The following is a 24903-nucleotide window of genomic DNA, read 5'->3' on the forward strand; positions in this document are numbered from 1 at the left end:
GTTATTTTATTTAGATGTTCACATGTATTTCTTAAACGCCCCCACTGTAATTGAAACCGTCACCCCCAGCAGAAATGCCGCCGGCAATAAAATCACGCAGGGATTGATGGAGGACGGCAATGAAAGATAAATCATCCACGCCAGAAAAAACGTCGGGATAATGGTTCTTTTGGCGTGATGATAGATAAAGCCGGACTCGTATCCACAGCCGAAACGGCGAATATCACGACGCACCAGTCCGTCAACGATCCCAGTCAGCGCCGCGAGGATAAAGAGTAGAGAGGTTAATAGCAGAATAAATACTCTCAGTACAAAGGTCAGCGTGATATAAATCGTTGCTTTGACATAACTGTCTAACCAGTAAAACCAGTCGCTGTCTTGTTTATGGCGTAGCTGTTCCAGCCAGGGAACGAATCCGGTATCCATAAATACCCACTGCCATGTTTTACCCAGAATAATATCCAGTTGGTTCACCGGATCCGACATTAGCAAACTCCGGGTGACATTTTCCGCAAACCAGTTTAATTCCGTCTCCATCATTATACGGCTGTGTTCCGCGCCTTGTTCGGACCAAAGAAAAGCGATCCCCAGCCATTCAACAATCAGGCTGAAAAACAACGAACCGATAAGCGCTGCGCAGATCTTTCCCAGACTCGACAACAGCGTGGAAAGTACTCCTTTTGGGTGGGCAACAGGCTGGTTCGGGGTCTCACTCATCCATTCCTTCCTGTAGTGTGGACAGCAAATCTGCATGATGGGGGACGGTATCGGGGAGTGTTGCGCTATTCCACCATTGCTCCCCGGTACGATAACTAGCTTTCATATATTCCGTCAGTTGCAGGACACTGTCTGGCATAAAGGTGTCGTCAATTGCTGCGGGTAGCGGCATCCTGATTTTCCATAATTGCCCGCCTTCCAACAGAGCGAAAGCTTGTCCTTTCGGAAGCTGGATCAATGCAGCCGGGTCGATAAGCGGCACGCTGACGGCACTGACGCGATCCTGAGTATTGCTGATAAAATCCGATTCATGATCGGGATTGGAGGAATCAGTGACGCCCGAGATGACCGTATTGGTCAGCACGTCCACATTGTGTAACTGCGCGGTCATCAGCTCTGCAGTGGCGGTTTCGCGCACGCGCAGCATGATCAGATTGTTGAAGTTGCCGATAACCTGCCGGGCTTTTGCCGCATTGCCGAGACGAGCTTCAATATCACTCAGCGTTTGGGTGTAAGCGGTGACCTGGATATTTGCGCCGCCGCCTTTGTTAATCAACGGAATAAATTCATCGCCCATCAGTTCGCTGAATTCGTCGCAATGGAGATTAATCGGGACTTTTGTCTGGCTTTCATCCTCAGGCAGGCCATCATTGACGCCGAATTTATAAATATATCCGGCAACGCTGACCAGATCGGCGAACATACTGTTACCCACGGCGGCGGCTACGTCGGTATCGGATAATGCGTCCAGCCCCACGTACACAATACCGCGCTTACGGATGATCTGCTGCCAGTCGAATATCGGGCGGGGATCGTCCAGATCGCTGTACGAAGGGGCCAGTAATTGCGCCGTTTTCCCGGTAGTCAACTTTTCTAATAACGGCAGTAATGAGGCCACGATTTTATCAAAATACGTCTTATCATAACGCACCGCTGAGCGCAGACCGTCCAGAATGGGATCATAGAGCCGTGTTGCGGCCAGATACTGCTCCAGCGCCACGACATAGTTATCCCGACCCTGTAGATTACGCGGCGTATTTTTGTCGGTCACTTTCCCGGCTATCTGCGCAATAACATCCCAGGCTTTGGGTTCATGTTTTGGCAGGTAATACTGCGCATAGCGGATAAACAGATCGTCGATATTGATAACGTGCCGGGAGATTTGCAGGTAGTCCGGTCGATGACCCAGTTCAATCAGGGCGCGAGCGATAATATTTACAAATCGCCACGCAAACTCTTTAAATGCGGCGCTATCCCCCTCGCTGGAAAGCTGTCCAGCGATACGCCCGGCCACTTCAGAGATACGGCCAAATCGCCCGATGGCGTTATAGCGCGCGCTGATATCCGGCCAGCCGAGATGGAAGACGTAAAATTCATCTTCGCGACCGGCGCGTTTCGCTTCAGCGTAAGTCCGGCGCAGTAAATCCGCGTCACCTTTCGGATCAAAAATGATCACGACCTCGCCACGGCGGATATCTTGCGTAATAAACAGTTCTGCCAGCCGGGTTTTGCCCACGCGGGTGGTGCCCATGACCAGAGTATGACCGACACGCTCGCCCAGCGGCAGGGTGACGTCGGTTTCATGCAGTTCGATGCCGTGCAGCAGGGGGCTGCCGCCAACCGGGGGCAGCGGGCGTACCGGGTTCAGCCAGTGGTTGTGGGAGAGACAGCGTCGGACAATAGGAAATGGCGCATCGCAGACTTTTTCCAGTTTCCGGGCCTGTTGATACAACCAGTGAGGATGCACGTATTTGGAGACTTCCGGTCGTCGGCAGGTATGCAGGCGCTGGGTGTGTTTTTGCTCCCAGCGAAATCCGCGTCCGATAAACAGCAGGTGGCGGCTGACCGGCACCCGATCGCTGGACATTACATAACACGGCAGCCGGCGAATATTGCGTCGATAGCGCAAAATGGTCAGCCCTTGCCGTCCTCTGAATCCGGCAAACAGCAGAAAGCCCCCGGCCAGCGGATAGCTGACGGAAGGCGAGAGCATCAGTGACCACGGCGCGACCAGACAGATGGCGCCTGCCGCCAGACCCGCTGCGGCGCTGTAGAGTTCCACTGCCGGACGCAACAGGGTTTCGATGACGTGACGGTCGCTCATTGCGACAGCCCGGACGCCGTGATGAGCACCGGATACGCAGCCAGTTGCAGACGCTGCGCCAAATCGTCGCCGTTGACGGGGAGCAGCGTAAGATCGCCCGCTTTTTCACGCAGTGCGCGTAAACGTTCTGCGGACGCCACGCTGACGACCAGCCCGGTGGCGTTCAGTGATGTCAGCTTCGTTTTGTTTTTACCCAGCCATTGCACAGAAAGGGGGTCGTCGCCGATTAAAAACAGCGGTGTCATGCCCGGCAGCGACAATCGGCGCGGTGTGACGGGGCCGGGATGCAGACGTGAGGAAAGAACGGGGAAAACGGCTTCCGGTAAAGGAACAGGAAGTGCGGAAGAAGAGGCGGGTGCGTCCGGTTCAGGCGCAATGGCGCTGAATAGCGGGGCGGTGGATTCGCCGCCAAGATCGGCGATGACGATCGGTGACGCGCCAGCCTGAAATGTGGTAGCAAGCAGAACGATGGTTGGGGAAAAGGCTTTCAGCATGGCATGAATTCCTTATTTTCTGATTTCATGAGTTCATGGCGGAGATTACAGGTGACGGAAAACCTGCTGGCGATAGCGTTGCGCCGGTTTTCCGCCTGCCGGGCGGTGGTAGCGTCCGACGGCTTCGGGCCAGCTCTGCCATTTGTCGTAGTGGCGGCGCAGCAACGTAGCGGTGAGGTGCAGATTGGGATACGGCGCAAGCGCCTCACAGGGATGGGAAAAATGGTGGCCGTTCCAGCCGAGATTGATTTGTCCCAGTCCGGCATCAATGCGCTTTGGGCTGGTGGTGCGCAGGAACCGGTGCAGGGCGGCGCAGGCTTGCTGTCGGGTGGCATAGCGGTAACCTTTTCCAGCTACGTTGAGCGTCCATGGCCATGGTCTGACGTCCTGCGCCAGGCGGGCGCCGCTTTCCGTCAGCGCGACGGCGTAGAGAAGATCAGCCGGAACCTTGTTCAGCCAGGCGACCTGCCGGTAGCCATAGGGAATATCCGGCGCCGCATGGACGGACAGCGCGAACGGCAGCAAAAACAGGGATATCAGGGTGTGGTAACGGGCAGCCATGCGTCCCCCCGGCGTTCGAGTACCGCAGGCATTTTCCCCTGGCCATTTTGCATCCAGCGCCCGCCGTCATGGTTGAGGGTAATTTCCCTGCGCTTCACCCGCGTAATATCAATACGTTTGCTGATGGCCCAGCGCCGCAGGCGGGCATCATCGTTGTTGCTGTCGACCAGATAGAGGTCGAGCGGATGGTCGGATTGAAGCAGGACGCTGAGCCGGGTATCGCAGGCCGGACAGTTTTCCGACACAAAAACCGCCAGACGGCTGTCTTCATGCGCAGTCGGGAGCGAGGCTGCGGCTACCGGCAGCACATCCGGGAAGCGGCGTTTCCACGCAGCGTCGTAGGCGCGTTGAAACGCCAGCTCTTTTTCCACCCGCTGAAACTCTTTTTCGACCAGCAGGTCGGCGTATTTACGGCGCTCGGCATCGGTGGCGGCCTCCACGCCGAGTGTGGTGAGCGGATCGAGATCCGGCGACCAGATGCCGCGTTCGCCGCGTTTGAGTTGTTCGTAGCGCGTCCATTCTTCCGGCGTCAGTCCCCAGCGTTGTGCGCCTGAGAGCGTGGACAACGGTTTTTCAGCGCTGCGGGTGGTGTCCGTGGCGGTTTCGGTGGCGGCCTGCGCCAGTGGTATGGCGCAGGCGAACAACAAGGGCAGGATTTTCATGTCGCCTCCCGTCAGCTCATCAACCGGTCGGTGGGCGCGCGTTGAAAACAGACGGTGCGGGTCACTTCATCCGTGTTCATAACCCATGCCTCTCCGGCAATCACCCGGAGCGCATCGTCTATTCGCATTGGTCCCATTGAACGCTGGATATCGGGCAGGGGGCTGGCAAATAGCTGCCGCGTGTCACGGGTCACGGGCAGACACAGTCCGTAGCCGGTGCCGGAAAGCCAGGCGCGCAGCGCATCGCCTCGGGTGGCGGTCGGCCGGTTTTTCTTTGGCGCGGGAAGGGCATGGCTTGTCACCTGACGCAGTGGAAATGTCAGTGTTTCATCCGGCGTCAGACTGACCAGCGTGTATCGTGCGGTATGCACGACTTCAATGGGCGCGGGAGTGGCGGAGATGCTCTGGGTGTGGGTTTCGGAGGGCGTAACGGTGGCCGTCTTTGCTGTACAGGCTGACAGGATAAGGATTACGGTGATGGGCCATAAACGGGATTTCTTCATGATATGCTCCGGTAGTGGGAAAGGCCGGGACAGAATGAAAAAAAACGCGGGGAAAAGCGGCAAGAAACTAAAATCCTGACGTTGGACATTTTATCCTTTGAACTAAACTAATATGACTTAGTCCGTTAGTTCGTCTGGAGGTATTATGCAAACAGTGAACATTCATGAGGCGAAAACCCATTTGTCCCGGCTGGTTGATATGGCCGCGAAGGGGGAGTCCTTTATCATAGCCAAAGCCGGTAAGCCGTTGGTCAAAGTAACGGCATTGAGCGCGCCGGAGCCTCAGCAGGAAAGGCGGTTAGGGTTTATGGCGGGCAACATCAACGTGCCCGATGACTTTGACCGGATGGGCGAAGGGGAGATTGAGCAGCTTTTCGGCGGTGACAAATGAAATTTTTACTCGACACCCATGTGTTGCTGTGGGCATGCCGGAAAAACTGTCTTCATCAACAGCGAAGTTGCTGGGTTCGCCGGAAAATGAGCTTTTTTCAGCGTAGTCAGTCTTTGGGAAGTCGTCATTAAGCGCGGGCTGGGACGTGACGATTTTCAGGTCGATGTGCGATTGCTGCGCAGGGGGCTGCTGGATAATGGTTACAGCGAATTACCTATCGCCAGCGAACATGTTGTTTCGGTCGAGAGTCTGCCTGCCGTTTACAAAGATCCTTTTGATCGTCTGTTGGTGGCGCAGGCGACAATGGAGGGCATTACGCTGTTGACCACCGATGCGCTGGTTGCACGGTATCCCGGCCCAATACAGCAAATTTAGGCGACGTCTTTCACCTGTAATGGCTATGGAAACCTTTACTGAATCATTATTTTTTCATGTCATGACGCATCATAAGAATGACGTCCGTTAAGACGTAATGGGGTTACATTACGGGATATACGAATTCAGGATTGATTTTGCGCAGCGAAGTATTCAACGCATAATGGATGCGCCGGTTGCTGTTTTAAGAGAACGGGGAATTAGCTTTCCAATAATATCGTCAGGCATCCAGCTTTCAATAATCACTATGCCGGCGCAGCTGCGCAGTTGAGCATGACGTACAGCAACTTCCTCTATGCTATTGATGTTGATCGTGGTATCGCTGCCACATGATTTTTCCATCGTTGCTCCTCAGGTGTTTATGTTGTCGAAGTCATGACGGCTATTTCACTTATACCACCATGTATCAAATTGTTCGGCGAAATTTGCCGCCTGCTGGAGATCTGCACCGAAATGTTGTGTGAAATAACCTTCGGGCGTGGCGTAATTTACCCTGCAGCCATTGTTATGGCACTCCATTACGGCTGCGTTGGTCTGGTATTTTTGGGCCAAACGAATGAGATCATCAAGCTGGAAGCCATGTTGCAGCGCGGTGACCAGCATGGTCTGTACCGCCTGCATTTCAATATTGTACAGGCACTGGGTCAGGTTCTGGATGTTGGTGTCGGTCATGGGGGCTCCCGCAGGGATAATGAAAAGAGGATTTCCGGTTTGCGCTCTCTGCTTGGAGGAAATAGCAGAGATAGGGACGCTGTCAGCGACAGCAGACTGCCGGCGTAGTGAATCTATTCCGGGAACAACGCTGAATAAAAAACTCACATTCGGTTAAATAAGAAAACTGCCTGCTTTCGGCAGGCGGCTTATTATTAAAGAGATGCTGACAGATAATTACTGATCCGTGCTCCCAGCCATTTTATAACCGGAACCGGCATTGAATTGCCCAGCGCTTTATAACGCGGAGAATCTGGACAGTCCTGCGTCGTTTTCCCCCTCCAGGGAATACGCGTGTACTGATCGGGAAAGCCCTGCAAACGTTCATACTCCACAGGCATCAGGCGGCGAACCGCATATTCACTGATGACGGCATGCAGGGTATGCGACGTATTATACAGGGGGTAGCACAATTCAGCCGAGAGGCCCGTATGATGCCCGCTATTTTTTGGGGTACGATGAATAATATTGCTGGCAATACAGGTCGCCGGAAAGACAACCAGATCATGCGCATCTTTATAATCGCAGGCATTACAGGTGCTGCTGATAGGGCTGGCTTTGTATTCACCTAATCGCTGTTTGTTATAGACGATCGCGGACATGCATTTCTCGTCAGTACCTGCCGCAGAGGTTGGGGTAATCGTCGTCCGGACGCATCTGCCCGGCGCAGGATCCCTGCGCACGCTCGGTAACTCAAACAATATTTCGGCGGGATCGACGTGTTCTCCAGCACTTGCGATAACAAACAAACGCTTGCGGCGCTGGGCGAGTCCGAAATGTTGGGCATCGAGCACTCGCCATGCAATGGCCCTGTGGGCGCCATACACACAACCTGCGCGGGGCCATTTGGGAATATGCCGACGGTATTTTTTCGACCAGCGCCAGAATGCCGAAGATTTTTGCGGCGTGGGTGGGAGACCGGGTCTGAATGGTATATCCGTGCCAGCCAGTCCGGCAAGGAAATGCCCAAAGGCGTTGGTGGCGTCACTGAGGACTCCGGGAACATTTTCCCACAGGATGAGTGCGGCATGTTTATTGTTCTCCTCTCGTTTAACATCAATGGCGTCAGCCAGCCGGATATACGCCAGAGTAAGTTGTCCACGCGGATCGGCCAGACCCCGTCTCATGCCGGCCACGCTGAAAGACTGGCAGGGTGTGCCTCCAACCAGAATATCCGGGGCGGGAATATCACCACTCGCGATCCTGTCGGCGAGCAGCGTCATGTCGCCGTGATTAAGGATGCCGGGCCAGCGATAAGCTAATACTGCAGAAGGAAAAGGCGCTATTTCACTAAACCAGAGTGGTCTGAAGTGCAGGTTCTGCCATGCAACACTGACAGCTTCAATGCCACTACAGACAGATCCGTACGTTAATGTATTGTTTAATGTCACTGTTCCCCTCCGTATGGCTGGGATGCTCATGGCATTCGGTTAGGCAGCTCAGTGGCTGTGGGTGAAGTGATTGATGGTTTTACAACGCGGACACTTGATATGAAGGCTGGAGAATGGACCTGCAAAGGCCAGCAGGCGCTGACATTGCCCACACCGCAGGGGGTGTTCAGTTTTCTTTTCCGTCATGACTCCTCTCTTCGATAAGGATATGAAGTTGCATGATGAGACCATGCAGAGAAAAGAGGTACTAGAAATTCAGACTGCCGGCGCGATAAATATGGAAAGCGCCCGTTAAGGGCGCTGACAGGTGTTTGCCTGGAAATATAAGTGTAATAAATTCCCGGATATGATCTTACCAATCATACCGATCCGCATATGAGGAAGCTCACATGGAAATGATGCTGTGGTGGTCGGATTATCTGGACATCAGCCGCGAAGGATATGTCGCGCCGTATATTTTTGCGCGACAGCATAAGGCCGCGGGTACAGCCTGGCGGTTAATTCTCTGACAGGAGCAGATCCTGACGAACGGGATCTGCTTCTTTGCTTTCTGAAAGGTTTTACCTTCGTATTTTCAACGATTAATCGGGAAACGTCTAAAATTATTCCGGCAGAATATTTTTAGGTCGTTACCTATCAATACGGGAAGTTTTTTAAAGGAAAACTTATCGTCATAGCGACGATAAAAAATCTGCACCATAGGATGGTTTTCTGCCGACACGACACTGCGCCAGAACCCGATATTCCGGCTAACTGCACCAGTTGCCATCCGTCGGGAAAACGCAAGGTTGCACCAGAGACAAGAATCATCCATCGTTTCAACACCCATAAACCTGCGCCACATAACGCCCGCGCCCGTCGCCGTGGCCCAAATCCATCGCCGTCAGCGCCAGCGCCTCTTTTTCACTGAATCCCTGCGCCAGATAATGACGAATGGCATCCTGCGCCCAGGCGTAGCGCAATGAATGCGGGGAATATGCGCCGGTCAAGCCGATACGCGACGCCTGACCGTGCCAGTATTTCATCGCAGTTTTCAGGTCGGGCCTGTCAATCAGCTTGCCGTTGCGGCTCTCTGCCACAGCCAGCGCATTTTCCAGCGCTTTTCTGACTGCGCCAGCATCCAGAATTACCGTTTCGCGAGGCCGTCCGCCTTTAGTGCCGAACACCACGGTAAGCCGGGTTTCGCCGCGCTCCAGCGCCTGTTTCCACGTCCTGAGCGATTGCGCACACTGCACTGCTTCCTGAGAGCGCAATCCCATCAACCTTGAAAGCTCCAGCGCCGCTGCCATCCCGGTGTTTTTTTCACGAGCGGTTTCCAGCGCCTGCCGGTAATGCTCCGCAGTAATGGCCTGCCGGGTGCCGTTACGGGATGCGCCGGATAAGCCGAGAGATTTATTGGACAGCCGTTCACTGGTGGCTAATCGATCACGCCCGGCTTGCTTCAGCAGACAGCGGAGCGCCGCCATTTCGTTTTGCAGGCTGCGTTTCTTTATGCCCTGCTCCAGTCGTTCCCGAACGTAATTCTCAATATGTCGGGCTTTCAGTTGCTCCACCCGGCGGATCTGTACATTCTGTTCCAGCAAGCGCTCACAAAATCGCTGCGCCAGCGCCATGCGATCGTGGACGGTTTTATGACTGCCGCCCGCCTGCCGCGCCAGCGTTTTCATTTCCTGCTCCAGAATGCCCATTTTCTCTTTCCCCTTTTCATGATTGCCGCAACTCCAAAATCTGATACAACTTTTCCCCGGCGCGTAGGCCGATAGCCCCTGATATTCGTCGGGGCTGCGAACGATACCTGAGCGCCGGGGCGGCAGCCGTTGAGGTGTTGCGGGGCTTCGGTTGTGCTCTCTGAGCAGCCGCCAGCGTTAGCTGGTTATCCCCCGGATCGTCCTGATCCCCCTCCGGTATCGGTTCAAGTTCTCCTGTGAGTGAAAGTGGGTTGAATCACGGTGTCAGAATCCCGCCGTGCGTTGGCGCAGTTGAATTGTCTGGTGCAGTAACATGGCGCTGGTGCGTCACTTTCCCGCTCTACGCGGTTAAAGTGACGCACTGGACTGGCGCAGTGATTAAAAATTGGAATTCTGGTGCAGGATTGCGGCCACGCGACAGTAAAGCCGCTGTCTTTACAGGCCGAGTTCATAAAGGTTAGAGGCGCTGGTAATCAGCAGGTCCGGAAATGTCCGGCAGCGTTAAGCAGTGGCAATAAATTGTCGAGTGTAACGTATGACCCCGACCGGGATGCGGTTCGGCAGTTTTCAGGGGCATTGCCGTATTTGGCGACCAGCCTGCATGTCAGGCCGCTTCTTGCAGGTCATGAAGCGTAGGTGTTGTCCGCAGACAACCTGTTGCATGGCAGAGCTTATATCGTCGCCACGATTGCTGAAAGTAAAAACTATCTTGAGGAAGAAAAGGTTATTCGCTGCCGGGACATCATTCCGCCCAAATAAGCAAGGGCGCTATTGCAGCGCCCCCGTACAGTTAACATAAAACGCCATCAGCTAAGGATTGTCCCCAGTCGGGCCAGTACCTCGTTTACGATACTGTCCGGGATACGCTCCAGCCTTCTGCCGTTTCTGGCTGCCATATCAATGGTTCTGGGCTGGTCACAGCGAACAACACCTGTCGTTTTCGTTCCCGCGCCATCCAGTGAAACGGCAAAACCAGCCGTTCGGGCAAAGTTTCCGCCGCTGGTGACGGGAACAACCACAGGCAACCGGGTGATCTTGTTAAACGGTGCCGGTGAAACGATAAGCACCGGGCGTTTTCCGCTTTGCTCATGCCCGGCAGTGGGATCAAGTGACACGAGCCAGATTTCCCCTCTGTCCATTTACAGGATCTCCTTCCCTGTGGCAGGCGCGTCAATCCATTCCCGCTCTTCATCACTTATTTCGGCATGTGGATCGCACTGCGCCAATAGTTCGGCAAGCGAATAGTGAGGCCGTTTTTGAGGCTCAATAATCAGGCAGCCATTATCAACGGTCACACCGACCTCACTATCCGGCGACAAATCCAGCGTTTTCAGCACGGCGGGAGGCACTGCCAGCATGACAGATCCTCCGACTTTTTTCAGACGAGTGGTATACATAGAACACCTCCGGATATTATATTTTAATATAACATCACCAACTGGCGATGTACAATTATCAATCAGATTCATCATAATCTCCTTAACGTCACGAATAACGAAGCATCAGCGGAATGCACCTGTTGGTTGAAGAGTGGGTTTAAATGCGGGGTTGATTACAAAGTAATGAAGTATGAGGAAGCCTTAATCCATCCAGCGACAGACCCGGCAGTTCTCAAAGGCGGCATTGCCGGTAAAAGGCGACCATCCTGATACATCAGGCGCTTCTCTCAGGTCATGAAGCATTTTGTGCCGGTGGGATATTACTGCTCAGCACAAGGTGCAGATAAGAGAAAACTGTTTTTCCCTTTTAAAGGATTATTGGTCGATTTTTGGCAATCTGATAAACAGGAAACGGCGCAGAACCCGTATCGGATCTGCGCCGGTGGAACATCAATGGTAGCGAGAAGGCCAGATTTGCTCAGGCGCGACGCCCAGCGCTTCAGCAATCAGCCTTTCCCCTTTGGGCCAGTGTTTTGTCAACGCATTCGCCAGCGTGGAAGAGGCCAACCCTGCGTTACGCGAAACCGCTGCCATCGACGTTCCGCGCTTTTTCAGCGCCGCAATAATATCGGCGGGATGCCAGTCCTGTTGGTTCATGCGGTCACCTCATCAATGCATTTCACGCCGTCAGCAGTGCGTATCCAGCGCGGAGCTTTCAATTCAGCGGCAAAGTAATCAACCAGTTCTGCCAGGAGCCAACACAATTGTTCTTCCGCTTGTGGCGGAAACATCCGGCAAAGCAGAAGCTGAGTCAGGGTAAAACAGTAATCGCAAAGCGTATCCGCATCAGGGGCAAAACGAGGAGAGTTTGTGGGCAAGGTATCAACGGTCAGACTGTCTATCAGGTGAGGCGGAATAGGATCGCGCAGGCCCGGTTTTAACAGCGCAAGCGCGGCGGCGAGCCTTCCGCACAGTGCCATTTTTAGCGCCGGATCGTAGCTTTCTGCCTGAGTCTCTGCGAGCTTTTCGCAGCGGTCTGCCAGTACGGTGAAATCCGTGGCGGCGCTGAAAGGAACGGTAAGTAACGGGTGAGTCTGGGTGAGGATTGTAGCCATATTGGCAGCCTCCTGTAACGGGTAATAAACCCACCACCGAAGAGACCAATCTTGTGGGTGGTGGACTGGACGGAGTTGGTCTTACCGGCGTTACAGGAACCGGCGCATCTTTCGATGCCCCCGCCCAGCCCACCATAATTCAATAGTTGTGCTGGATTTACGGTATAAAAAAAGACGCAAGGCGCGTCATATACCGCCTGTAACAATTCGGGAGACCAATCCCGGCACCTGATTTTGCAGATGCGCTTAAAAGATACTGCTTTCTGTTAGCAGTAGCAAGCGGGGTTTTTAGAGATAGATCGCAGAAAATAAAAACGTTATTGATGAGTCTATAACCAGCTAATAAATAACGGTTTGAGTGACGATGTAGCCTATCAAAAATATAAAAAAACGCTCATAATACCTGACGTCAGGTTCTCTGTGTTTTCTTGTTACTATGTTTTTTTTGATTGCTGCTCATGTTCATAAATGTCGATGGCTCTATATGCAAATATTCCTTACAAGAAATTAATAGTGACATTTTGAGTTTTTTTGAGGATCTCTGTGTAGCCAGAAAGACAGATTGGTGACATTATCATTCATTCAAATAAAAAGATACTTATGATTATAATAAAAATATGAAATATTAGTTCTGCAAGAGCAAATGATTAAGATTATGGTGTCCGGATTTGCGGAACAGATTGAAACATATCCCGAACTGAACGATTTCATCTCAATACAGAGCTATACAGCTTTATCTTATGCGGCACACTTAATTGTGTGCGATGGTTTTCCGCAATTTCCAGCGTTGAATAATATACTGCGCGATTATTTAAAATGATTATCCAGCGCTATTTCCGAGGAGACAATAACGCTTGTCCGTACATTAAAACATGCCGTTCTGGTTGGCACTGGTTTGCGGCACGGGCTGCACTACGTCCCAATGTTCTACAATCTTCCCGTTGTCAACGCGCAGGATATCGACAACAGCATTTCCAGTATCTTGCGGATCGTTTTTAGCGAAAACATGCAGATAGACCAGATCGCCGTCGGTCGAGGTGCGAATGATGTGGCTTTCAGCATTCGGATAACTTGCAAAATAGTCCCGGAGCGTGGTTATAAGCGCTTCCCGGCCTGTCGCGATGAACGGATTATGCTGGATGTAATCTTCGCTCAGATATTGATACGCCAGATCCACATTGTGGTTGATTAAAACGGCGGTATAAAACTCAATCACCAGCGCCCGGTTTTGTTCTTCCTGAGCCAGGTTTCTTTGACTGCTTTGCGTTAACTCCGTCGGGGCAGGTGACTGAGCTTGCCTCTGGGTACAGGCAGACAGCGACATCGTCAGGCAGAACACGCAAGCAATAACAATAAATCGTGGTTTCATCTTGTTCGCTCTCCAGTTCGACAAAAATATCGGCTTTCCTACCGGAATCATACCAGCATCGTGGCCAATTCCGTCGTATATATTTGGCGGCGTCTTCCTGTCAGGATAGAAAGCCAAGCCTGGTCAGATGGTTGACGGGGGAATGTACGTTTTCTTCATGGTGCGAAATTCGCCATGACCAGGTGTCCGAGGCCTACTTCGGTATAGATACGCCGTGGGGGCGCATAACCGGGAGGCTGGGCGGGACTCATCAATTCATCGATGGCGGCGTTGCGGCGCACACCTCGGTGTGATCTATCCTTGATTTAGCACCCATCTTGTTTTCAAATCAATTAACGAAAGCGAGGTCACTATGGCAAGACAACAATATACCCCGGATTTCAAGTGCAGCGTCGTGGCATTACTGTTCGAAAGCGGTAAATCCGTTGCGCGCATGGCACAGGAGTTCGATATCAAAGAGAACACATTCTACATCTATGGACTATCTCCGTTTTGCAAGTACTGAATCTAGTTTTGGGTTGTTGCTTACATCTATCCGGCATAAGGAAAGCCTGTGCCCAAATGGGTAATCCGCACACAATCTCCTCAACAACTGGACGGCCTCTAAGGCCAGTGTAAAAATCAGGTTCCGATTGTGCAGGTGCAACCTGTCACCATTTATCAGTACGCAGCAACTTTTCTGGCTGGGTATTAACTTCCGGCTGCTTGATATTCGGTATCATTTCTCAGCATCGACCAGATTATTCTCGCGTTCTTGTTAGCTAGTGCCACTGTCGTTTTATTAAACCCTCGCCGTTCCTTTACCCACTGATGCTGATAGCCATCAGTGTTATTCTTGGCAACCCATGGCGCCATGAATAAAAAGTGTCCGTAAATGCTTGTCGTCTTTTTTAGTCATATTCATTAGCACTTGCCTGTCGCCACTTGAGTGCTGTCGAGGAACCAGACAAAGCCATGCGGCAAAGTGACGACCATTTTTAAATTCAGTTCCTTTGCCAATCGCGGCAACAACAGCCTTGGCCGTTTTAGGACCAATACCTTTAACTTTGGCAATGCGCTGACAGGCATCTGATTGCCTGAATACAGCATCGATTTCTTTATTAAAAAAGTTTATATGACGCCCAATATAGTTAAAGAGATCATAGAGTTCTGCAATTGTTCTGCGTATTCTTGTACTGAGTCCATTTTCTGCATCGTTGGATGCATCAGAGACACTGCTATGGCCCGTGTTTCATTACCGTCATTTTTTGCCCACGGATAAAGGGTTTTACATATGAAGGGTTGATGACCTTTACTTTATGCCCCTGTTTTTCAAACTCTCGCTGCCAGTAAAATGCCCCTGTGGATGCTTCAATGGCAATCAAACAGACCGGAATATTAGCCACCGTCTGGAGTAATTCTTTTCGGCCGATACGGTTTGAATAAACCGGCTTACCGACCTGGTTTAACCCGCAGAGCTGAAAGACATTTTTAGCCAGATCAATACCCGGAAATATGATATTCATGGTAACTCTCCTGCTGAACGTATTTCGTACAGTTAACCGCAATGGGGGAGGAGGTAGTCCATCCCATTGACTGGAAAAAAACGTTATCAGGATCAGAAGGATGTTGCTTTTTCTAATTCGCCCCACCTATCCGAACAGAAACGAGGAATTCGCCGTCTTATAAGCCAAAATTTCCGAACTGGAAGAGGATAAACCTATCCTGAAAAAAGTGGCGGTGTTCCTGGCGCGGGAAAGCTGCTGAGATACGCTATGGTCGCTCAGTTACCAGCTTTCCATGCCGCAACCTGTGGACGGCGGAAGGCTGGCTGTATCTGGCGGTGGTTATCGACCTGTATTCACAGCGGGTGATTGGGGAGCGATGTCGGAACTGATGAAAGCGGAACTGGTGTGTTATGTGCTGAAAATGGCGCTGTGGCTGTGGGAGATGCTGCGCGGAGTGATAGTGTACCCAGTACTGTTCCCATGACTATCAGGAAGTTATGAATGATAATGGTCTGACATGCAGCATGAGTGCTAAGGGGGGCGGCTATGACAACGCCTGTGCGGAAAGTTTTTTCCATAGTCTGAAAGTGGACGCTATCCACGGGGGAACAGTTCAACACGCGGGAGAAGATGAAATCGACGGTATTCGACTATATTAAGATTGATGACAACCGGCATCGGCGATATAGCCGCCAACGGCGTGCTAAGCCCGGTGCAATTTGAAAAGAAACCTCGCTTAAGGCGATGTCCACCGTTACTGGGCAAGATCACTGACTTGCATCCAGTATCTCGCGGGCGATCATTTCCCCTTCTCGGTCGGCGTCGGTGGCGATAACCATGGATGAGGATTTCTTCAGGAGTTTCTGGATGACGGTAAACTGTTTTTTTTGCATCTGCTTTCACCGCCAGTTTCCACTGAGCCGGAATGACTGGTAAATCTTCAAGCGCCCGTTTTTTATATTTGCATCATAACGTTCGGGTGGCTCCATCTCCAGCAGATGACCAAATCCTCAGGTGACGGCAATATTTTTGCCGGTGAGGCAGCCATTACCTTTTTGCGTCGCGCCGAGGATACGGGCGATATCACGGCCCTGGGACGGTTTTTCACATAAAAACAATTTCATCGTCGCTCCTGAAAAAAAGCGGGCATCAGGGGATGATGCCCGAACGGGCGGGGAACCCATGTATTACGGGAAGGAAAGTCGTGTCAGAGTAATAACGACAGGATGTGCGCTACAGGGGAAACTCAGTTTGGGATAGAGATGAAAAATGCCGGGAACGGTCTGCGCGAGTTTAGCGTCATCAACAGGCAATGGTTCCCGGCTCTGGCAGACAAATAGATAGGGTGTTATCAATCATGTTGGAGAGATTTCTCGACAGCAGAAGGTCATAATAAGCTCAGCAAACTTCCAGCAAAGGGGGACACCCTATGAGCAATAATTTCAATCTCGGGGGATTTATCTGCTGAGGCGCGCGACAAAATTAATGTCGATCTTGCTGCGAGCGGCGTCGCATACAAAGAGCGGTTGAATTTGCCTGTCATCCCGGCACTGGTCGAAGCGGAACAACCCGAGCAATACAGAGCCAATTTGCGCGAGCGATTACTGCACTACAGGGAGATCAGCAAAACGTTGCCTAAAGGTACAGATCTCGCCTATCAGAAAATGGCGGAGACCAACAATAAAACGTAATCACTGATTTCGACGCATGTATAAAAGAGAAAAAAAGAACCCTGCCGGAATGGCAGGGTTAGTGTGAGTATCAGGCAACCAGTTGTTTAGCTAAAGCAATTTCAACCGAATCACCGTCAGCGTTGAGAATATCCAGGCCGGACTCCGGCACATCGCCCGCGGTGCTTTGCGCTACGGCGATTTTTCGTGCCATCAGGTCGAGACAGGCGATTTGCGACGTCGCGGCATAGCCGAGATAAATCACTTTTACCGCCCGTTTCTGCCCGATGCGCCATGAGCGGCGCGCCGCCTGAAGCAGGGTATAGACGTTAAATCCGGTCTGCATAAACACGATGGTGGGAAACTCCAACAGGTCGAGCCCGGTTTTTACCAGCTCCGGGTTCGATACCAGCACGTCGATGCCCTTGTCTACCTGTTCAGCGACCCAGTCCTCCCGTTGCTCCGGGCTGACGGTGGCGCGCAACACGGCGACTTTTAGCCCGGCTTGCGTCAGCAGGGCTTTCAGCCGCGAGGTGGTATCGCGGGTGCCGCTGTAGGTGGAGTACGCCAGTACCTTACGGCCTGCGGCTTTCTCCGCCAGACAAAGAGCAATCAGTGCCTGCTCTTTGGGCGTCGCCTCCGTGGCATCGAACAGCGCGGGTACGAATGCCAGCGTGTCGCGGGTACGCGGATGTTTCACTACTTCCGGGCGGAAGCAACACTCCGGCCAGGCCAGCAGCACATTGAGCACCACGCCCAGCAGGGTGGTATCCCGCTTTGCCAGCGCCTGACGCAGCATCGTCGTCAGCGAGACGGACAGTTTCGTGTAAGCATCGCTTTGCGTCTCCGTCATCGCCACTTCCCGGAATTCTTCATGATAAGGCGGCAGCACGTCGCGGCCCAAATCACTCAGTTTCAGAAAAGCGGTATAGGGCAGCAGGCAACGCAGCACGCCTTTTGGGCCGAATCCCGGCGCCTTGGATACCCGGACAGCGGTTTTTTTCCCTCTGGCGGTTTTATGCGCCTCACGGTTGTTTTCGGAGAGAACCTCCTTTAACACGCCGTGATCGTGCATAAACCGCATGCCGGCGGCGGTCAGGCTGCCGTTGCGGCCGGGGCGATAGCCTTCTTCCAGCATCCTCCGGGTCAATATGCGAAACAACAGATAAAAAATGTCGTCCGCATATCCCCCCATCAGCGTGCCGGTCAGCAGCAGGATTTTTCTGACGTGACTGGCCAGAACGCCCATCGCCTGTCCCTGTGCCGAACTTGCGCCCTTGTACTCATGCCCTTCGTCCACCACCATCAGGTCGAACGTGTTTTTCGGTAAATGGCGCTTGATGTATTCACTGGCCTGGTAATTTCCTTCGCCGAAGCCGAATTCAACATTGGCCATCGCACGCTCCATACGCTGAGCCTGCCGGTCGGAAAACACCAGTTCGCCGCTGTTGTCCATCAGGTTGATGAACTCGTAGAGGTTATCGCCGAGCATGGACGCCAGAAACGCGTCGCCAAAGGCATTTTTCAGTTTTCTGGCCGTCGCATCGCCAATGGTCGGGATGCGTTTCAACGCCTTATTCACCATCTGAGACTGTAAATCATCAGGCAGGGCATTCGGGCGCATCAGCGTCCACAGCGGCGTCTGGCAGTGCGAGCATTTGCGGGGTTTTTCTTCCTGTTGCAGGTGGTTTACTGCAAGCCAGTTGCCGTCCGTATCGGTAATGCGCTGACCGCAGTCGGGGCAAACGCCTAAGGGGATGCCCTGCCGGCGCCGTACCGCGCAGGCGGGTTTCCAGTGGTAGCCCATGCGCATCCGTACCCGGCCCAATATAAAAAACTCCGGGCCGGTAGCGGGAACGTGAAGCTGTTCGCGCAGCAACATCAGCTTGATGAGCGTATCCGGGCCGTTGAGCACCCAGATACGGGCATTTTCAATGGTCTCCAGTATTTCCCGCCGCCACTTGTAAACCAGATGCGGCGGCGAGAGCACCAGCGTGCGGCGGTAGCCTTCGCGGTACAGCACCGCCGCCGTGGCTATGGCTAGCAGCGTCTTCCCGCAACCCATTTCGCCATTGATGATGGCGGCATGTTCGTTGCGATCGACCAGCAGTTTTACCACCGCCTGTACGGTATCGGCCTGTGCCGGGAACGGGCGGCGTTTCAGCGCGTCCATGACGGCCTGCCTTTTCAGATCGGGCGTGCCGTCATAAACGGGGGGAAGGGACTGGTTCAGCGATGCCAGCAGGCTGTCGCCGAATTCGTCGATAAACTGGTTCAGTGGAAAAACAACGGGCGAAGTCGTTGAGGGAGAGGTCTCGGTCATGGTCATGTTCCTTGAAATAAAAAACATCGGGAATGTTTTTAACGCCGCTTGCGGCGGCCCGCAGGGTGGCCTACAGGGAGGTAGGCCATAAAAAACGGGACAGACCATTCCCCGTCGGGAACGCTGTCCCGTCAGAGTGAGTGAAGTGATAAAACTCAGGGGTGAACGGAAATCACGGTCTCGCTGCGATCGGCGCAGGTATTGATGACCACCATGCGGATGCCATTAAACGGGTGGAAATAACAGGACAGCAGGCTGTTGTCATATTCCAGCGCATAGTGATTGGTCAGGCGTAATTTTCGGGGAACGTCGCCCCAGTCGCCTGACGTATGACGGCGAAGCAGCCTTTGCAGGTTTTCCGTACTCAGTGCGTTTTTATCGTCATTGAGCAGAGCGTTGCCGCAGGGAAAGACGGTTTTGTGCGTGAAAGCCGGAAGGCTCAGTAATCGATGTGTCATGATGAAGTTCCTTAAACGTATTAATGGTGGCGGGTTAACGAATGGCGATCAGTTGTCCGAACGTTTCTGATCCCGGCGTCATATCCCAGGCGGAAATAGCCGGAATGAAACGATCCGTCATCGTGATGGTCTCGGTAATCTCACCCTCGTCGTTTTCAGTGAATTCGGTTTTACGGTCTTTCACTTTGTAGGTGTCGCCGCGAACAACCAGGGTGCGGCCCGATGGCGAGGTGATCACGCCGGTGATCGCGCCCGCGGCCAGTGCCAGTGCGAGATGCCAGCGGGAAAGTTGTTTTGCCGGTGGTCGTAGTGGCTGTGGCTGGAGGCAAAGCTCGGTGGAGAACGCAGGCCATAGCCCTTTCAGTTGGCTCATTTCCTCTTCGAGTTGAACGGGTTCGAGCGTGACGCGGTAAAAATGTTTCAGTGTCTGTCGGACGGTGGGGACGCGGTAGGGTACTGACCAGGCATCGGGCAGCGCCGGTGCGGTCTCCTCACCTTGCCCGACACGCAGCAGACGTCGCTGGAGTTGCTTTACGGCATTGGTATGTTGCTGATGCTGGCGGATCCGGCGGCCAAAAATCACCACCTGCTTAAACTGATCCGTGGCGGCGGAAAATAGCCGCACATCCGTAAAGCTGTTTGCCAGCCAGCCCGCGAATTCGCGATCGAGCGTGTAGTACGGGATTATCAGCACCAGAATGCCGCCATATTGCAGATTGCCCAGGGTGCGCTGATAAAACAGCTTTTCCAGCCGGGCGCGGCCTTTGTGGTCGGTTTCCTGTTTCCCATTGACCAGATCGCCGTAGGGTGGGTTAAGAAACAACAGCGAAAAGGCCTGTTGAGAGATAACCGTGTCCATCAGATCGCCGTGCAGTGACAGATCGGCCAGGGTGGCGCAGTGCGCGGCACGCTCTGCATCGTATTCCACGGTACAGGCCTGGACACGCTCTTCGTCCAGATGGCAGGCGATCTCCGTAATGGCGACGCCTTCGCCGGCGCAGGGATCCAGCAACCGGAGCGTACCGGTGGGACTATCCGGCGTCAGCGCGGTGAGAATACGCTCCAGCGTGGCCTCGTCGGTGGGGAAGTAGCCGTTGCGCACAAAATTGCGCGCCAGGCGGGGGAACATAAGCGCCATAGAGGGTTTCCTTGTGATAAGTGACATGTTGATAAGGAGCGTACCCGGCAGGGAAGGTACGCTCGTGGCGTCATCAGGCCGCGAGAGGCGGGGCGGATGATAAAGGCGAGTCGGATGAAGTCCGCAGTTCCCCTCGTGAAATGGCCTGACTCATCAGTTCAGTCAACAGGGGGATATCGACGGACAACCGCCAGCCGGACAGGCCGCCATAGCCGCCGGGCAGCGGGGCGAGCATCTGTGAGGTTTGCAGGATGTCCAGCACGATAGTCTGCCAGTGGTCCAGGAGCGGCACTGAGCAGGTTTCCCGAAGCAGCGCCCAGGCGCGCTGGCGCCACAGAGGATCGTCTTTGGCGGTCAATAAAATGGCCTGATGGTTAGCTCTGTCGGGGATCCGGCAGCGTTTATCGAATAACCAGAGATGCACCAGCGTGCCGAAGCGTGTCTGGCCGTGTCGTGACGTCCGCTTGTCCAGATTATCGGTATTGCCGGGAAACAGCGTATGTTCATGAAGGGCGACATCGGTCAGCGTCAACTGCGTCAACGCCTCTTCATTTTTGAGCGTCATCCGCGCCAGCAGTTCCTGAATCGCGGTATCGCGTCCCCAGACGGACAGGAACGCCAGTGAACGCCGTTCGTCGCAGACGTAAGCGTCAGCCATGATGTGGGGACATTTGTTAAGTCGTAGCAGAGATGCCATGGGAAAACCCTCCTTTCGGTTGTTAACAGGGTTTTCCCCAGTCGGGAAAACCCGACAGTGGGTGAGATAATGCGGAAATTACGACGTGGTTTCTTCTGCGGGAACAGCCGTTTTAATAAAATGCTGCTCCTGAGCCCTGAAATCGTAGCCGAGCCGGGACAGCCGAGCCTTCTGCTGGCGCAGCACCTGCCGGGGGGCGGTGGCATCGAGTTTAACGATGTCGCCCAGCGGCCAGAGCGGGCCAAACAGTTTCTGGTCATCGTCTTCCTGCTCCGCCGACGTCGGCACCACGAATTGCGGGCGTCTGGCGGCGGTGTTTTCTGCTGGCGTCGGTTCGATTGCTTTTCCCGCGGGCGTTTCCGGTTGCGGCGACTGCGCAGGCTCTTCTTCATCCAGCGGATCGTTAACTGGCGGAGTGAGTTTCTGTTCGTCGCCGGGCGTCAGCGCCTCATCGGTGGCAATATTCATGGCATCAAGGCGAACGCGCATTTCAAAACCGGAGTTTGCGCCGTAGCTCCATGAATGCAGGTAAATTTTGCCGATCACAAACTGGCCTTCATAAATACCGGCGGTATATTGCTCCAGTTCGCGGTTTTTAACGGAAAAGCTGCCGATGGCGGTTTCCAGCAGGCCAACGTTAAAATCGCCGTTTCGCCCGTGAATGGTTCTGACCACCAGTTTCCCGGCAACCATCACCGGGGCGGTTGAGGTGTTGTTCATAGTCAGTCCTGATAGTGGTTAATGGGGAGAATAAAACGTTATTCTCCCGATAGGGTTGGTGAAGGGATCAGGCGGCGGCGGGTTGGCTTTCTTCAGCGTTTTCCCGGTAGACTTCAAAGCCGTCAATCTTGATGGTGGTGATTTTGATCAGACGGCCTTTAATCGAGCAGCCTGACTGGCCGCTTTTCGCGCCTGACTGGTAGGTGAAAACTTCAGGGTAAATATCGCCGACAGTAAAAGCGATAAGCACCTTCTGTTTTTTACTCAGCGCATCCTGGCAACTTCCCAGCAGGGAGGCGGCTTTTTCGTTATAGACTCGAACGTCAATATAACTGTATTCAGGGGAGTCCTTCGTACCGCGCAGGGCGGCAATGGTGCATGCCATAAACGGATCACCGCGTTTGGGCGTCACGGTGCGCAGACGGTTGACATAGCCAATGCCTCGGGTATGCAGATCAAAATATTTGTTTTCGGTGGTCATGGTCTGTCTCCATAAATATAGATATGGGAGACAGCCCCGCTGGGGAGTTGTCTCCCGGCGGGGGTAAGGATATGAGTGAAGGATGACGACGATATGCTTGCAGGCATATTGCTCATTTTCAGTCGTATTGAGCATCAGGCGAGCATCACCAGAGGTGGACAGCTTGCAGCTCTGCTGTACGGGCCATCGCAGGGATGGGTAAAGCAGGCACAGTAAACAACGGCAGAGATTATTCGGGAAGAAAAAACTGTTTTTCGAAATGAAAAATTAAATGCCGCATAAAAAAGCCTCGCTGAATAATAGCGAGGCAATGAACTTTTAATTATTTTAATGCGGTGATGGCGATTTCTTTATCAGAAAAAGAGACTGCAATATCGCTGCGGTCATTAATGGCGGACTGTAATGCGCTGTGCTGTGCGGATATCTCTTCGACGCGATCATTTTCGCCGCATAGCGTATTTAAGCGCTCACGCCATTCATCGGACTCCTGCCTGTCAGGGCTGAATCCTTCGGCATAACACAGTGTAATCCCGCGTATTGGCATCATATAAAGTCCCTGATCTTTTACCAGAAGGACTGAACAGTTATATTTTATTGCATCCTGAATGACGGGAATAAGCGTTTCAGATTTGAAGATGATGTTTTCTTTCATGAAGAATTCCTTATGAATAAGATGGAATGTGTTTGTGACGGTAAGCCAAATAAGGGGAGCGCCTGTTTAAACCGCATCAGGCGTACAGGGGAGAATTAAACAGTATGAAGTTCCCTCTGCCGTTGTGTTGACAGAGGGATGTCGTATATCATTTTTTACGTGCTTTTAACTCAAATTGCGTGTCGGTGAACGTCACGACAAGATGACTTCGGTTATCTGTCACGGCTGAGAATACGGAGCTGTTTATATCAATAAATTCTCCGAAGTCATCTCCGCCGCAGATAGCGTTTAATTCATCGTACCATTGGTCAAATTCCTGTATGTCGGGATTAAATCCCTCTGCATAGCACAATGTTTTTTGTCTTCCTGTGCCTGTGTCTCTCTCGCCTTTTTCAGCCATCATATAAAGACCATGATCTTTTACCAGAATAATACGGCATTTGTTTTTTCTGGCCTCCTGAATAACCGGGCTGAGTGTTTCTGATTTAAAAATGACGCTTCTTTTCATGGTGATTTCCTTCATAAATTAAATGGAGTGTGTTTACGGCAACGATGCAAATTAATTGCACCGCCTGTTTTCAGTTGCATCAGGCGTAGGGGATGAACATCGTATTGCTACGGGTAACTTCCAGTTCGCGTTACCGGGCGCCATAAGGCGATGTTGCCGGGAAATTAAACCGGCGAAGCAGAAAAATCGACAGAAGAAACCCTATTCAGGCAGGCGTAAATTATTCACTTATTCGCAGATCCCGGTGTAAATACTGTGGCAGGGTTTACCATCATTTAATGCGGCAATATCATCAAACAGCTTTCCGCCGTGTTTTGAAAACGCCCAGCCGCGGTATGTCTGGATACCGTGGCTGTCGAGGCTGATTTTATAGGTATCTTTTTCCGCTTTTCCCGGATCGCGGGTGGAAGGGAAAAAGGTCGAGTTGCCGCGCGTGGAGCAGGCTGCGACAATCCGCTCCCACTGCGCTACGCGTTCGATCTGTTCCGGAAAACGGCGGAAAATCACGCCCAATTCTTTTTTTCGAGCATGGATACAGGGCATGCAGCCCACTCGTGCGCACCCCAGTTGGTAGAGCGGATTCGGCGGAATGCCGTGACGTCTTGCCAACGAAAATACGTCCTCATGCGTCCAGTGCAGTAAAGGACGATAGACGTGCAAGCCCATTTTATTGCCCACATCCTGTTCCAGTTCTGGCAGTCTGGCGCGGAATGCGGATTCCTGGGCGCGCACGCCTTGCCAGCTAATCACATCGTCATACCGGGCCAGCAATGGGGTGATTATTTGCTCGTCAATGGGGCGATGCTTCAGTTCAAATGTGCAAAACCGGGCGCAGGTGCTGGGAAAGCGGCCTTTCAGAATACATAAATCAAGGAAGGGAATATGACGCGGATACATTTCTGCCAGGGCATAGTGAATACGTTGTTCCGCTTCCTGCGGCGTAAAATGATATTTTTCAACCAGCTTTTGCGGCCAGATTTGCTGAATATAATGGCGCTTGTTGATGATACGTTGCCGAAAATCAGCCCTGACGCGCATCACGACGCCCAATTTTTGCTCCAGCACAGAGAGATAGTCATAAGTATAAGGATGTTCATGACCCGTATCGGCAAAAACGACGGTCGCGTTTATGCCCTGTTCGCGAGCCAATAACCACAATGCCAGCGAATCTTTGCCGCCCGATAAGCTGATAACATGCCGGACTGAATCTGTTGGAAAATTTTTATGTGATTGCATGTAGGTGACCTCATGGAGACGAATGAGATCGGTTAATTAACCGCTGCGAACCGGCACGGTCTCGTATCAATTC

General features: G+C 52.7%; 32 protein-coding genes and 2 pseudogenes. 6 read left to right on the top strand and 28 right to left on the bottom strand.

Annotated elements, in window-relative coordinates:
• Positions 1 to 18: 18 nt before the first annotated feature.
• Genes JG725_RS14940 through JG725_RS14965 form a run of 6 tightly spaced genes read right to left on the bottom strand, consistent with a single transcriptional unit; the run spans position 19 to position 5041 of the window.
• Positions 19 to 717: a TIGR03747 family integrating conjugative element membrane protein gene (locus tag JG725_RS14940; RefSeq protein ID WP_150437297.1), complete on the bottom strand. Its 699-nt coding sequence runs from the start codon at positions 715 to 717 to the stop codon at positions 19 to 21.
• Positions 710 to 2821 carry a type IV conjugative transfer system coupling protein TraD gene (gene traD, locus JG725_RS14945; RefSeq protein ID WP_150437298.1) on the bottom strand — a complete coding sequence of 704 codons (2112 nt, stop codon included), beginning with the start codon at positions 2819 to 2821 and terminating at the stop codon, positions 710 to 712. The genes JG725_RS14940 and traD overlap by 8 nt, the downstream gene beginning before the upstream one ends.
• On the bottom strand, positions 2818 to 3315 hold the full coding sequence (locus JG725_RS14950) for an integrating conjugative element protein (protein WP_150437299.1): 498 nt from the start codon (positions 3313 to 3315) through the stop codon (positions 2818 to 2820). Before JG725_RS14950 ends, traD begins: the two co-directional genes overlap by 4 nt.
• Positions 3316 to 3360: 45 nt before the next feature.
• A complete protein-coding gene (locus tag JG725_RS14955; protein ID WP_150437300.1) occupies positions 3361 to 3876 on the bottom strand; it encodes a lytic transglycosylase domain-containing protein in 516 nt (171 codons plus the stop codon).
• Positions 3852 to 4538, bottom strand: a complete 687-nt coding sequence (locus JG725_RS14960) for a TIGR03759 family integrating conjugative element protein (protein WP_150437301.1) — start codon at positions 4536 to 4538, stop codon at positions 3852 to 3854. The genes JG725_RS14955 and JG725_RS14960 overlap by 25 nt, the downstream gene beginning before the upstream one ends.
• Before the next feature lie 11 nt (positions 4539 to 4549).
• On the bottom strand, positions 4550 to 5041 hold the full coding sequence (locus JG725_RS14965) for a response regulator (RefSeq protein ID WP_150437302.1): 492 nt from the start codon (positions 5039 to 5041) through the stop codon (positions 4550 to 4552).
• Positions 5042 to 5186: 145 nt separating this feature from the next.
• Between JG725_RS14965 and JG725_RS14970 the strand changes: the two genes are divergently transcribed.
• Both JG725_RS14970 and JG725_RS20695 read left to right on the top strand, forming a co-directional pair.
• The gene (locus JG725_RS14970; RefSeq protein ID WP_150437303.1) at positions 5187 to 5432 is read left to right on the top strand and encodes a type II toxin-antitoxin system Phd/YefM family antitoxin; all 246 of its coding nucleotides are present in this window, start codon (positions 5187 to 5189) and stop codon (positions 5430 to 5432) included.
• A gap of 138 nt (positions 5433 to 5570) precedes the next feature.
• Positions 5571 to 5807, top strand: coding sequence for a type II toxin-antitoxin system VapC family toxin (locus tag JG725_RS20695; protein ID WP_233356447.1), 237 nt, complete (start codon positions 5571 to 5573; stop codon positions 5805 to 5807).
• A gap of 153 nt (positions 5808 to 5960) precedes the next feature.
• On the opposite strand, the gene JG725_RS14980 is transcribed toward JG725_RS20695, so the two are convergent.
• The 11 genes from JG725_RS14980 to JG725_RS15030 form a co-directional block, all read right to left on the bottom strand.
• Entirely contained in the window at positions 5961 to 6149 is a 189-nt protein-coding gene (locus JG725_RS14980; protein WP_150437304.1) for a hypothetical protein, read from the bottom strand.
• A gap of 45 nt (positions 6150 to 6194) precedes the next feature.
• Positions 6195 to 6479, bottom strand: coding sequence for a hypothetical protein (locus JG725_RS14985; RefSeq protein ID WP_150437305.1), 285 nt, complete (start codon positions 6477 to 6479; stop codon positions 6195 to 6197).
• Between the two features lie 194 nt (positions 6480 to 6673).
• On the bottom strand, positions 6674 to 7909 hold the full coding sequence (locus tag JG725_RS14990) for a DNA cytosine methyltransferase (protein WP_370541759.1): 1236 nt from the start codon (positions 7907 to 7909) through the stop codon (positions 6674 to 6676).
• 48 nt (positions 7910 to 7957) lie between these two features.
• The gene (locus tag JG725_RS20890; protein WP_370541760.1) at positions 7958 to 8140 is read right to left on the bottom strand and encodes a Com family DNA-binding transcriptional regulator; all 183 of its coding nucleotides are present in this window, start codon (positions 8138 to 8140) and stop codon (positions 7958 to 7960) included.
• Between the two features lie 343 nt (positions 8141 to 8483).
• The gene (locus JG725_RS15000; protein WP_150437308.1) at positions 8484 to 8738 is read right to left on the bottom strand and encodes a hypothetical protein; all 255 of its coding nucleotides are present in this window, start codon (positions 8736 to 8738) and stop codon (positions 8484 to 8486) included.
• Positions 8728 to 9597: an integrase domain-containing protein gene (locus JG725_RS15005; RefSeq protein WP_150437309.1), complete on the bottom strand. Its 870-nt coding sequence runs from the start codon at positions 9595 to 9597 to the stop codon at positions 8728 to 8730. The genes JG725_RS15000 and JG725_RS15005 overlap by 11 nt, the downstream gene beginning before the upstream one ends.
• 806 nt (positions 9598 to 10403) lie before the next feature.
• Positions 10404 to 10736: a type II toxin-antitoxin system PemK/MazF family toxin gene (locus JG725_RS15010; RefSeq protein WP_137712517.1), complete on the bottom strand. Its 333-nt coding sequence runs from the start codon at positions 10734 to 10736 to the stop codon at positions 10404 to 10406.
• Positions 10737 to 10994, bottom strand: a complete 258-nt coding sequence (locus JG725_RS15015; protein WP_121588677.1) for an antitoxin — start codon at positions 10992 to 10994, stop codon at positions 10737 to 10739.
• A 432-nt stretch (positions 10995 to 11426) separates the two neighbouring features.
• Positions 11427 to 11633: a helix-turn-helix transcriptional regulator gene (locus JG725_RS15020; protein ID WP_094107104.1), complete on the bottom strand. Its 207-nt coding sequence runs from the start codon at positions 11631 to 11633 to the stop codon at positions 11427 to 11429.
• The gene (locus JG725_RS15025; protein ID WP_150437312.1) at positions 11630 to 12091 is read right to left on the bottom strand and encodes a hypothetical protein; all 462 of its coding nucleotides are present in this window, start codon (positions 12089 to 12091) and stop codon (positions 11630 to 11632) included. The genes JG725_RS15020 and JG725_RS15025 overlap by 4 nt, the downstream gene beginning before the upstream one ends.
• 865 nt (positions 12092 to 12956) lie before the next feature.
• Positions 12957 to 13460, bottom strand: a complete 504-nt coding sequence (locus tag JG725_RS15030; RefSeq protein ID WP_150437313.1) for an ester cyclase — start codon at positions 13458 to 13460, stop codon at positions 12957 to 12959.
• 352 nt (positions 13461 to 13812) lie between these two features.
• Here JG725_RS15030 and JG725_RS20895 point away from each other — a divergent pair, with 352 nt between their 5' ends.
• Positions 13813 to 13965: a transposase gene (locus tag JG725_RS20895; protein ID WP_150437314.1), complete on the top strand. Its 153-nt coding sequence runs from the start codon at positions 13813 to 13815 to the stop codon at positions 13963 to 13965.
• A 185-nt stretch (positions 13966 to 14150) separates the two neighbouring features.
• On the opposite strand, the pseudogene JG725_RS15040 reads toward JG725_RS20895, so the two are convergent.
• A pseudogene (locus JG725_RS15040) lies at positions 14151 to 14965 on the bottom strand (IS110 family transposase).
• A 284-nt stretch (positions 14966 to 15249) separates the two neighbouring features.
• On the opposite strand from JG725_RS15040, the pseudogene JG725_RS20700 reads away from it, so the two are divergent.
• Positions 15250 to 15677: pseudogene (locus JG725_RS20700) on the top strand (IS3 family transposase); the annotation flags it as partial.
• A 37-nt stretch (positions 15678 to 15714) separates the two neighbouring features.
• Here JG725_RS20700 and JG725_RS20705 read toward each other — a convergent pair.
• Positions 15715 to 15840, bottom strand: coding sequence for a toprim domain-containing protein (locus JG725_RS20705; protein ID WP_223881673.1), 126 nt, complete (start codon positions 15838 to 15840; stop codon positions 15715 to 15717).
• Between the two features lie 543 nt (positions 15841 to 16383).
• On the opposite strand from JG725_RS20705, the gene JG725_RS15050 reads away from it, so the two are divergent.
• Positions 16384 to 16638 (top strand): DNA polymerase III subunit theta, encoded by a 255-nt coding sequence (locus JG725_RS15050; protein WP_370541769.1) that lies wholly within the window; start codon positions 16384 to 16386, stop codon positions 16636 to 16638.
• Positions 16639 to 16708: 70 nt separating this feature from the next.
• Here the strand turns inward: JG725_RS15050 and JG725_RS15055 are convergent, their stop codons facing one another.
• The 6 genes from JG725_RS15055 to JG725_RS15080 form a co-directional block, all read right to left on the bottom strand.
• Entirely contained in the window at positions 16709 to 18946 is a 2238-nt protein-coding gene (locus tag JG725_RS15055; RefSeq protein ID WP_199378701.1) for a DEAD/DEAH box helicase, read from the bottom strand.
• Between the two features lie 149 nt (positions 18947 to 19095).
• The gene (locus JG725_RS15060; protein WP_172290875.1) at positions 19096 to 19398 is read right to left on the bottom strand and encodes a hypothetical protein; all 303 of its coding nucleotides are present in this window, start codon (positions 19396 to 19398) and stop codon (positions 19096 to 19098) included.
• Positions 19399 to 19432: 34 nt separating this feature from the next.
• Positions 19433 to 20536: a DUF6094 domain-containing protein gene (locus tag JG725_RS15065; RefSeq protein WP_172290876.1), complete on the bottom strand. Its 1104-nt coding sequence runs from the start codon at positions 20534 to 20536 to the stop codon at positions 19433 to 19435.
• Positions 20537 to 20609: 73 nt separating this feature from the next.
• Complete coding sequence (locus JG725_RS15070) at positions 20610 to 21233, bottom strand: hypothetical protein (protein ID WP_199378703.1); 624 nt, start codon at positions 21231 to 21233, stop codon at positions 20610 to 20612.
• Between the two features lie 78 nt (positions 21234 to 21311).
• Positions 21312 to 21953: a DUF3275 family protein gene (locus JG725_RS15075; RefSeq protein WP_150437319.1), complete on the bottom strand. Its 642-nt coding sequence runs from the start codon at positions 21951 to 21953 to the stop codon at positions 21312 to 21314.
• Positions 21954 to 22020: 67 nt separating this feature from the next.
• The gene (locus tag JG725_RS15080) at positions 22021 to 22434 is read right to left on the bottom strand and encodes a DUF3577 domain-containing protein (protein ID WP_172290877.1); all 414 of its coding nucleotides are present in this window, start codon (positions 22432 to 22434) and stop codon (positions 22021 to 22023) included.
• A gap of 93 nt (positions 22435 to 22527) precedes the next feature.
• On the opposite strand from JG725_RS15080, the gene JG725_RS20800 reads away from it, so the two are divergent.
• Entirely contained in the window at positions 22528 to 22650 is a 123-nt protein-coding gene (locus tag JG725_RS20800; protein ID WP_255556162.1) for a hypothetical protein, read from the top strand.
• A gap of 106 nt (positions 22651 to 22756) precedes the next feature.
• Here JG725_RS20800 and JG725_RS15085 read toward each other — a convergent pair whose 3' ends face one another.
• From JG725_RS15085 to JG725_RS15095, 3 genes are all read right to left on the bottom strand, one after another.
• Positions 22757 to 23086: a DUF3085 domain-containing protein gene (locus JG725_RS15085; RefSeq protein WP_150437321.1), complete on the bottom strand. Its 330-nt coding sequence runs from the start codon at positions 23084 to 23086 to the stop codon at positions 22757 to 22759.
• 148 nt (positions 23087 to 23234) lie between these two features.
• Positions 23235 to 23594, bottom strand: coding sequence for a DUF3085 domain-containing protein (locus JG725_RS15090; RefSeq protein WP_172290878.1), 360 nt, complete (start codon positions 23592 to 23594; stop codon positions 23235 to 23237).
• Positions 23595 to 23822: 228 nt separating this feature from the next.
• Entirely contained in the window at positions 23823 to 24830 is a 1008-nt protein-coding gene (locus tag JG725_RS15095) for a phosphoadenosine phosphosulfate reductase family protein (RefSeq protein WP_172290879.1), read from the bottom strand.
• Positions 24831 to 24903 lie beyond the last annotated feature (73 nt).

Source organism: Brenneria sp. L3-3C-1 (genome assembly GCF_016456245.1).
GTDB lineage: Bacteria > Pseudomonadota > Gammaproteobacteria > Enterobacterales > Enterobacteriaceae > Brenneria.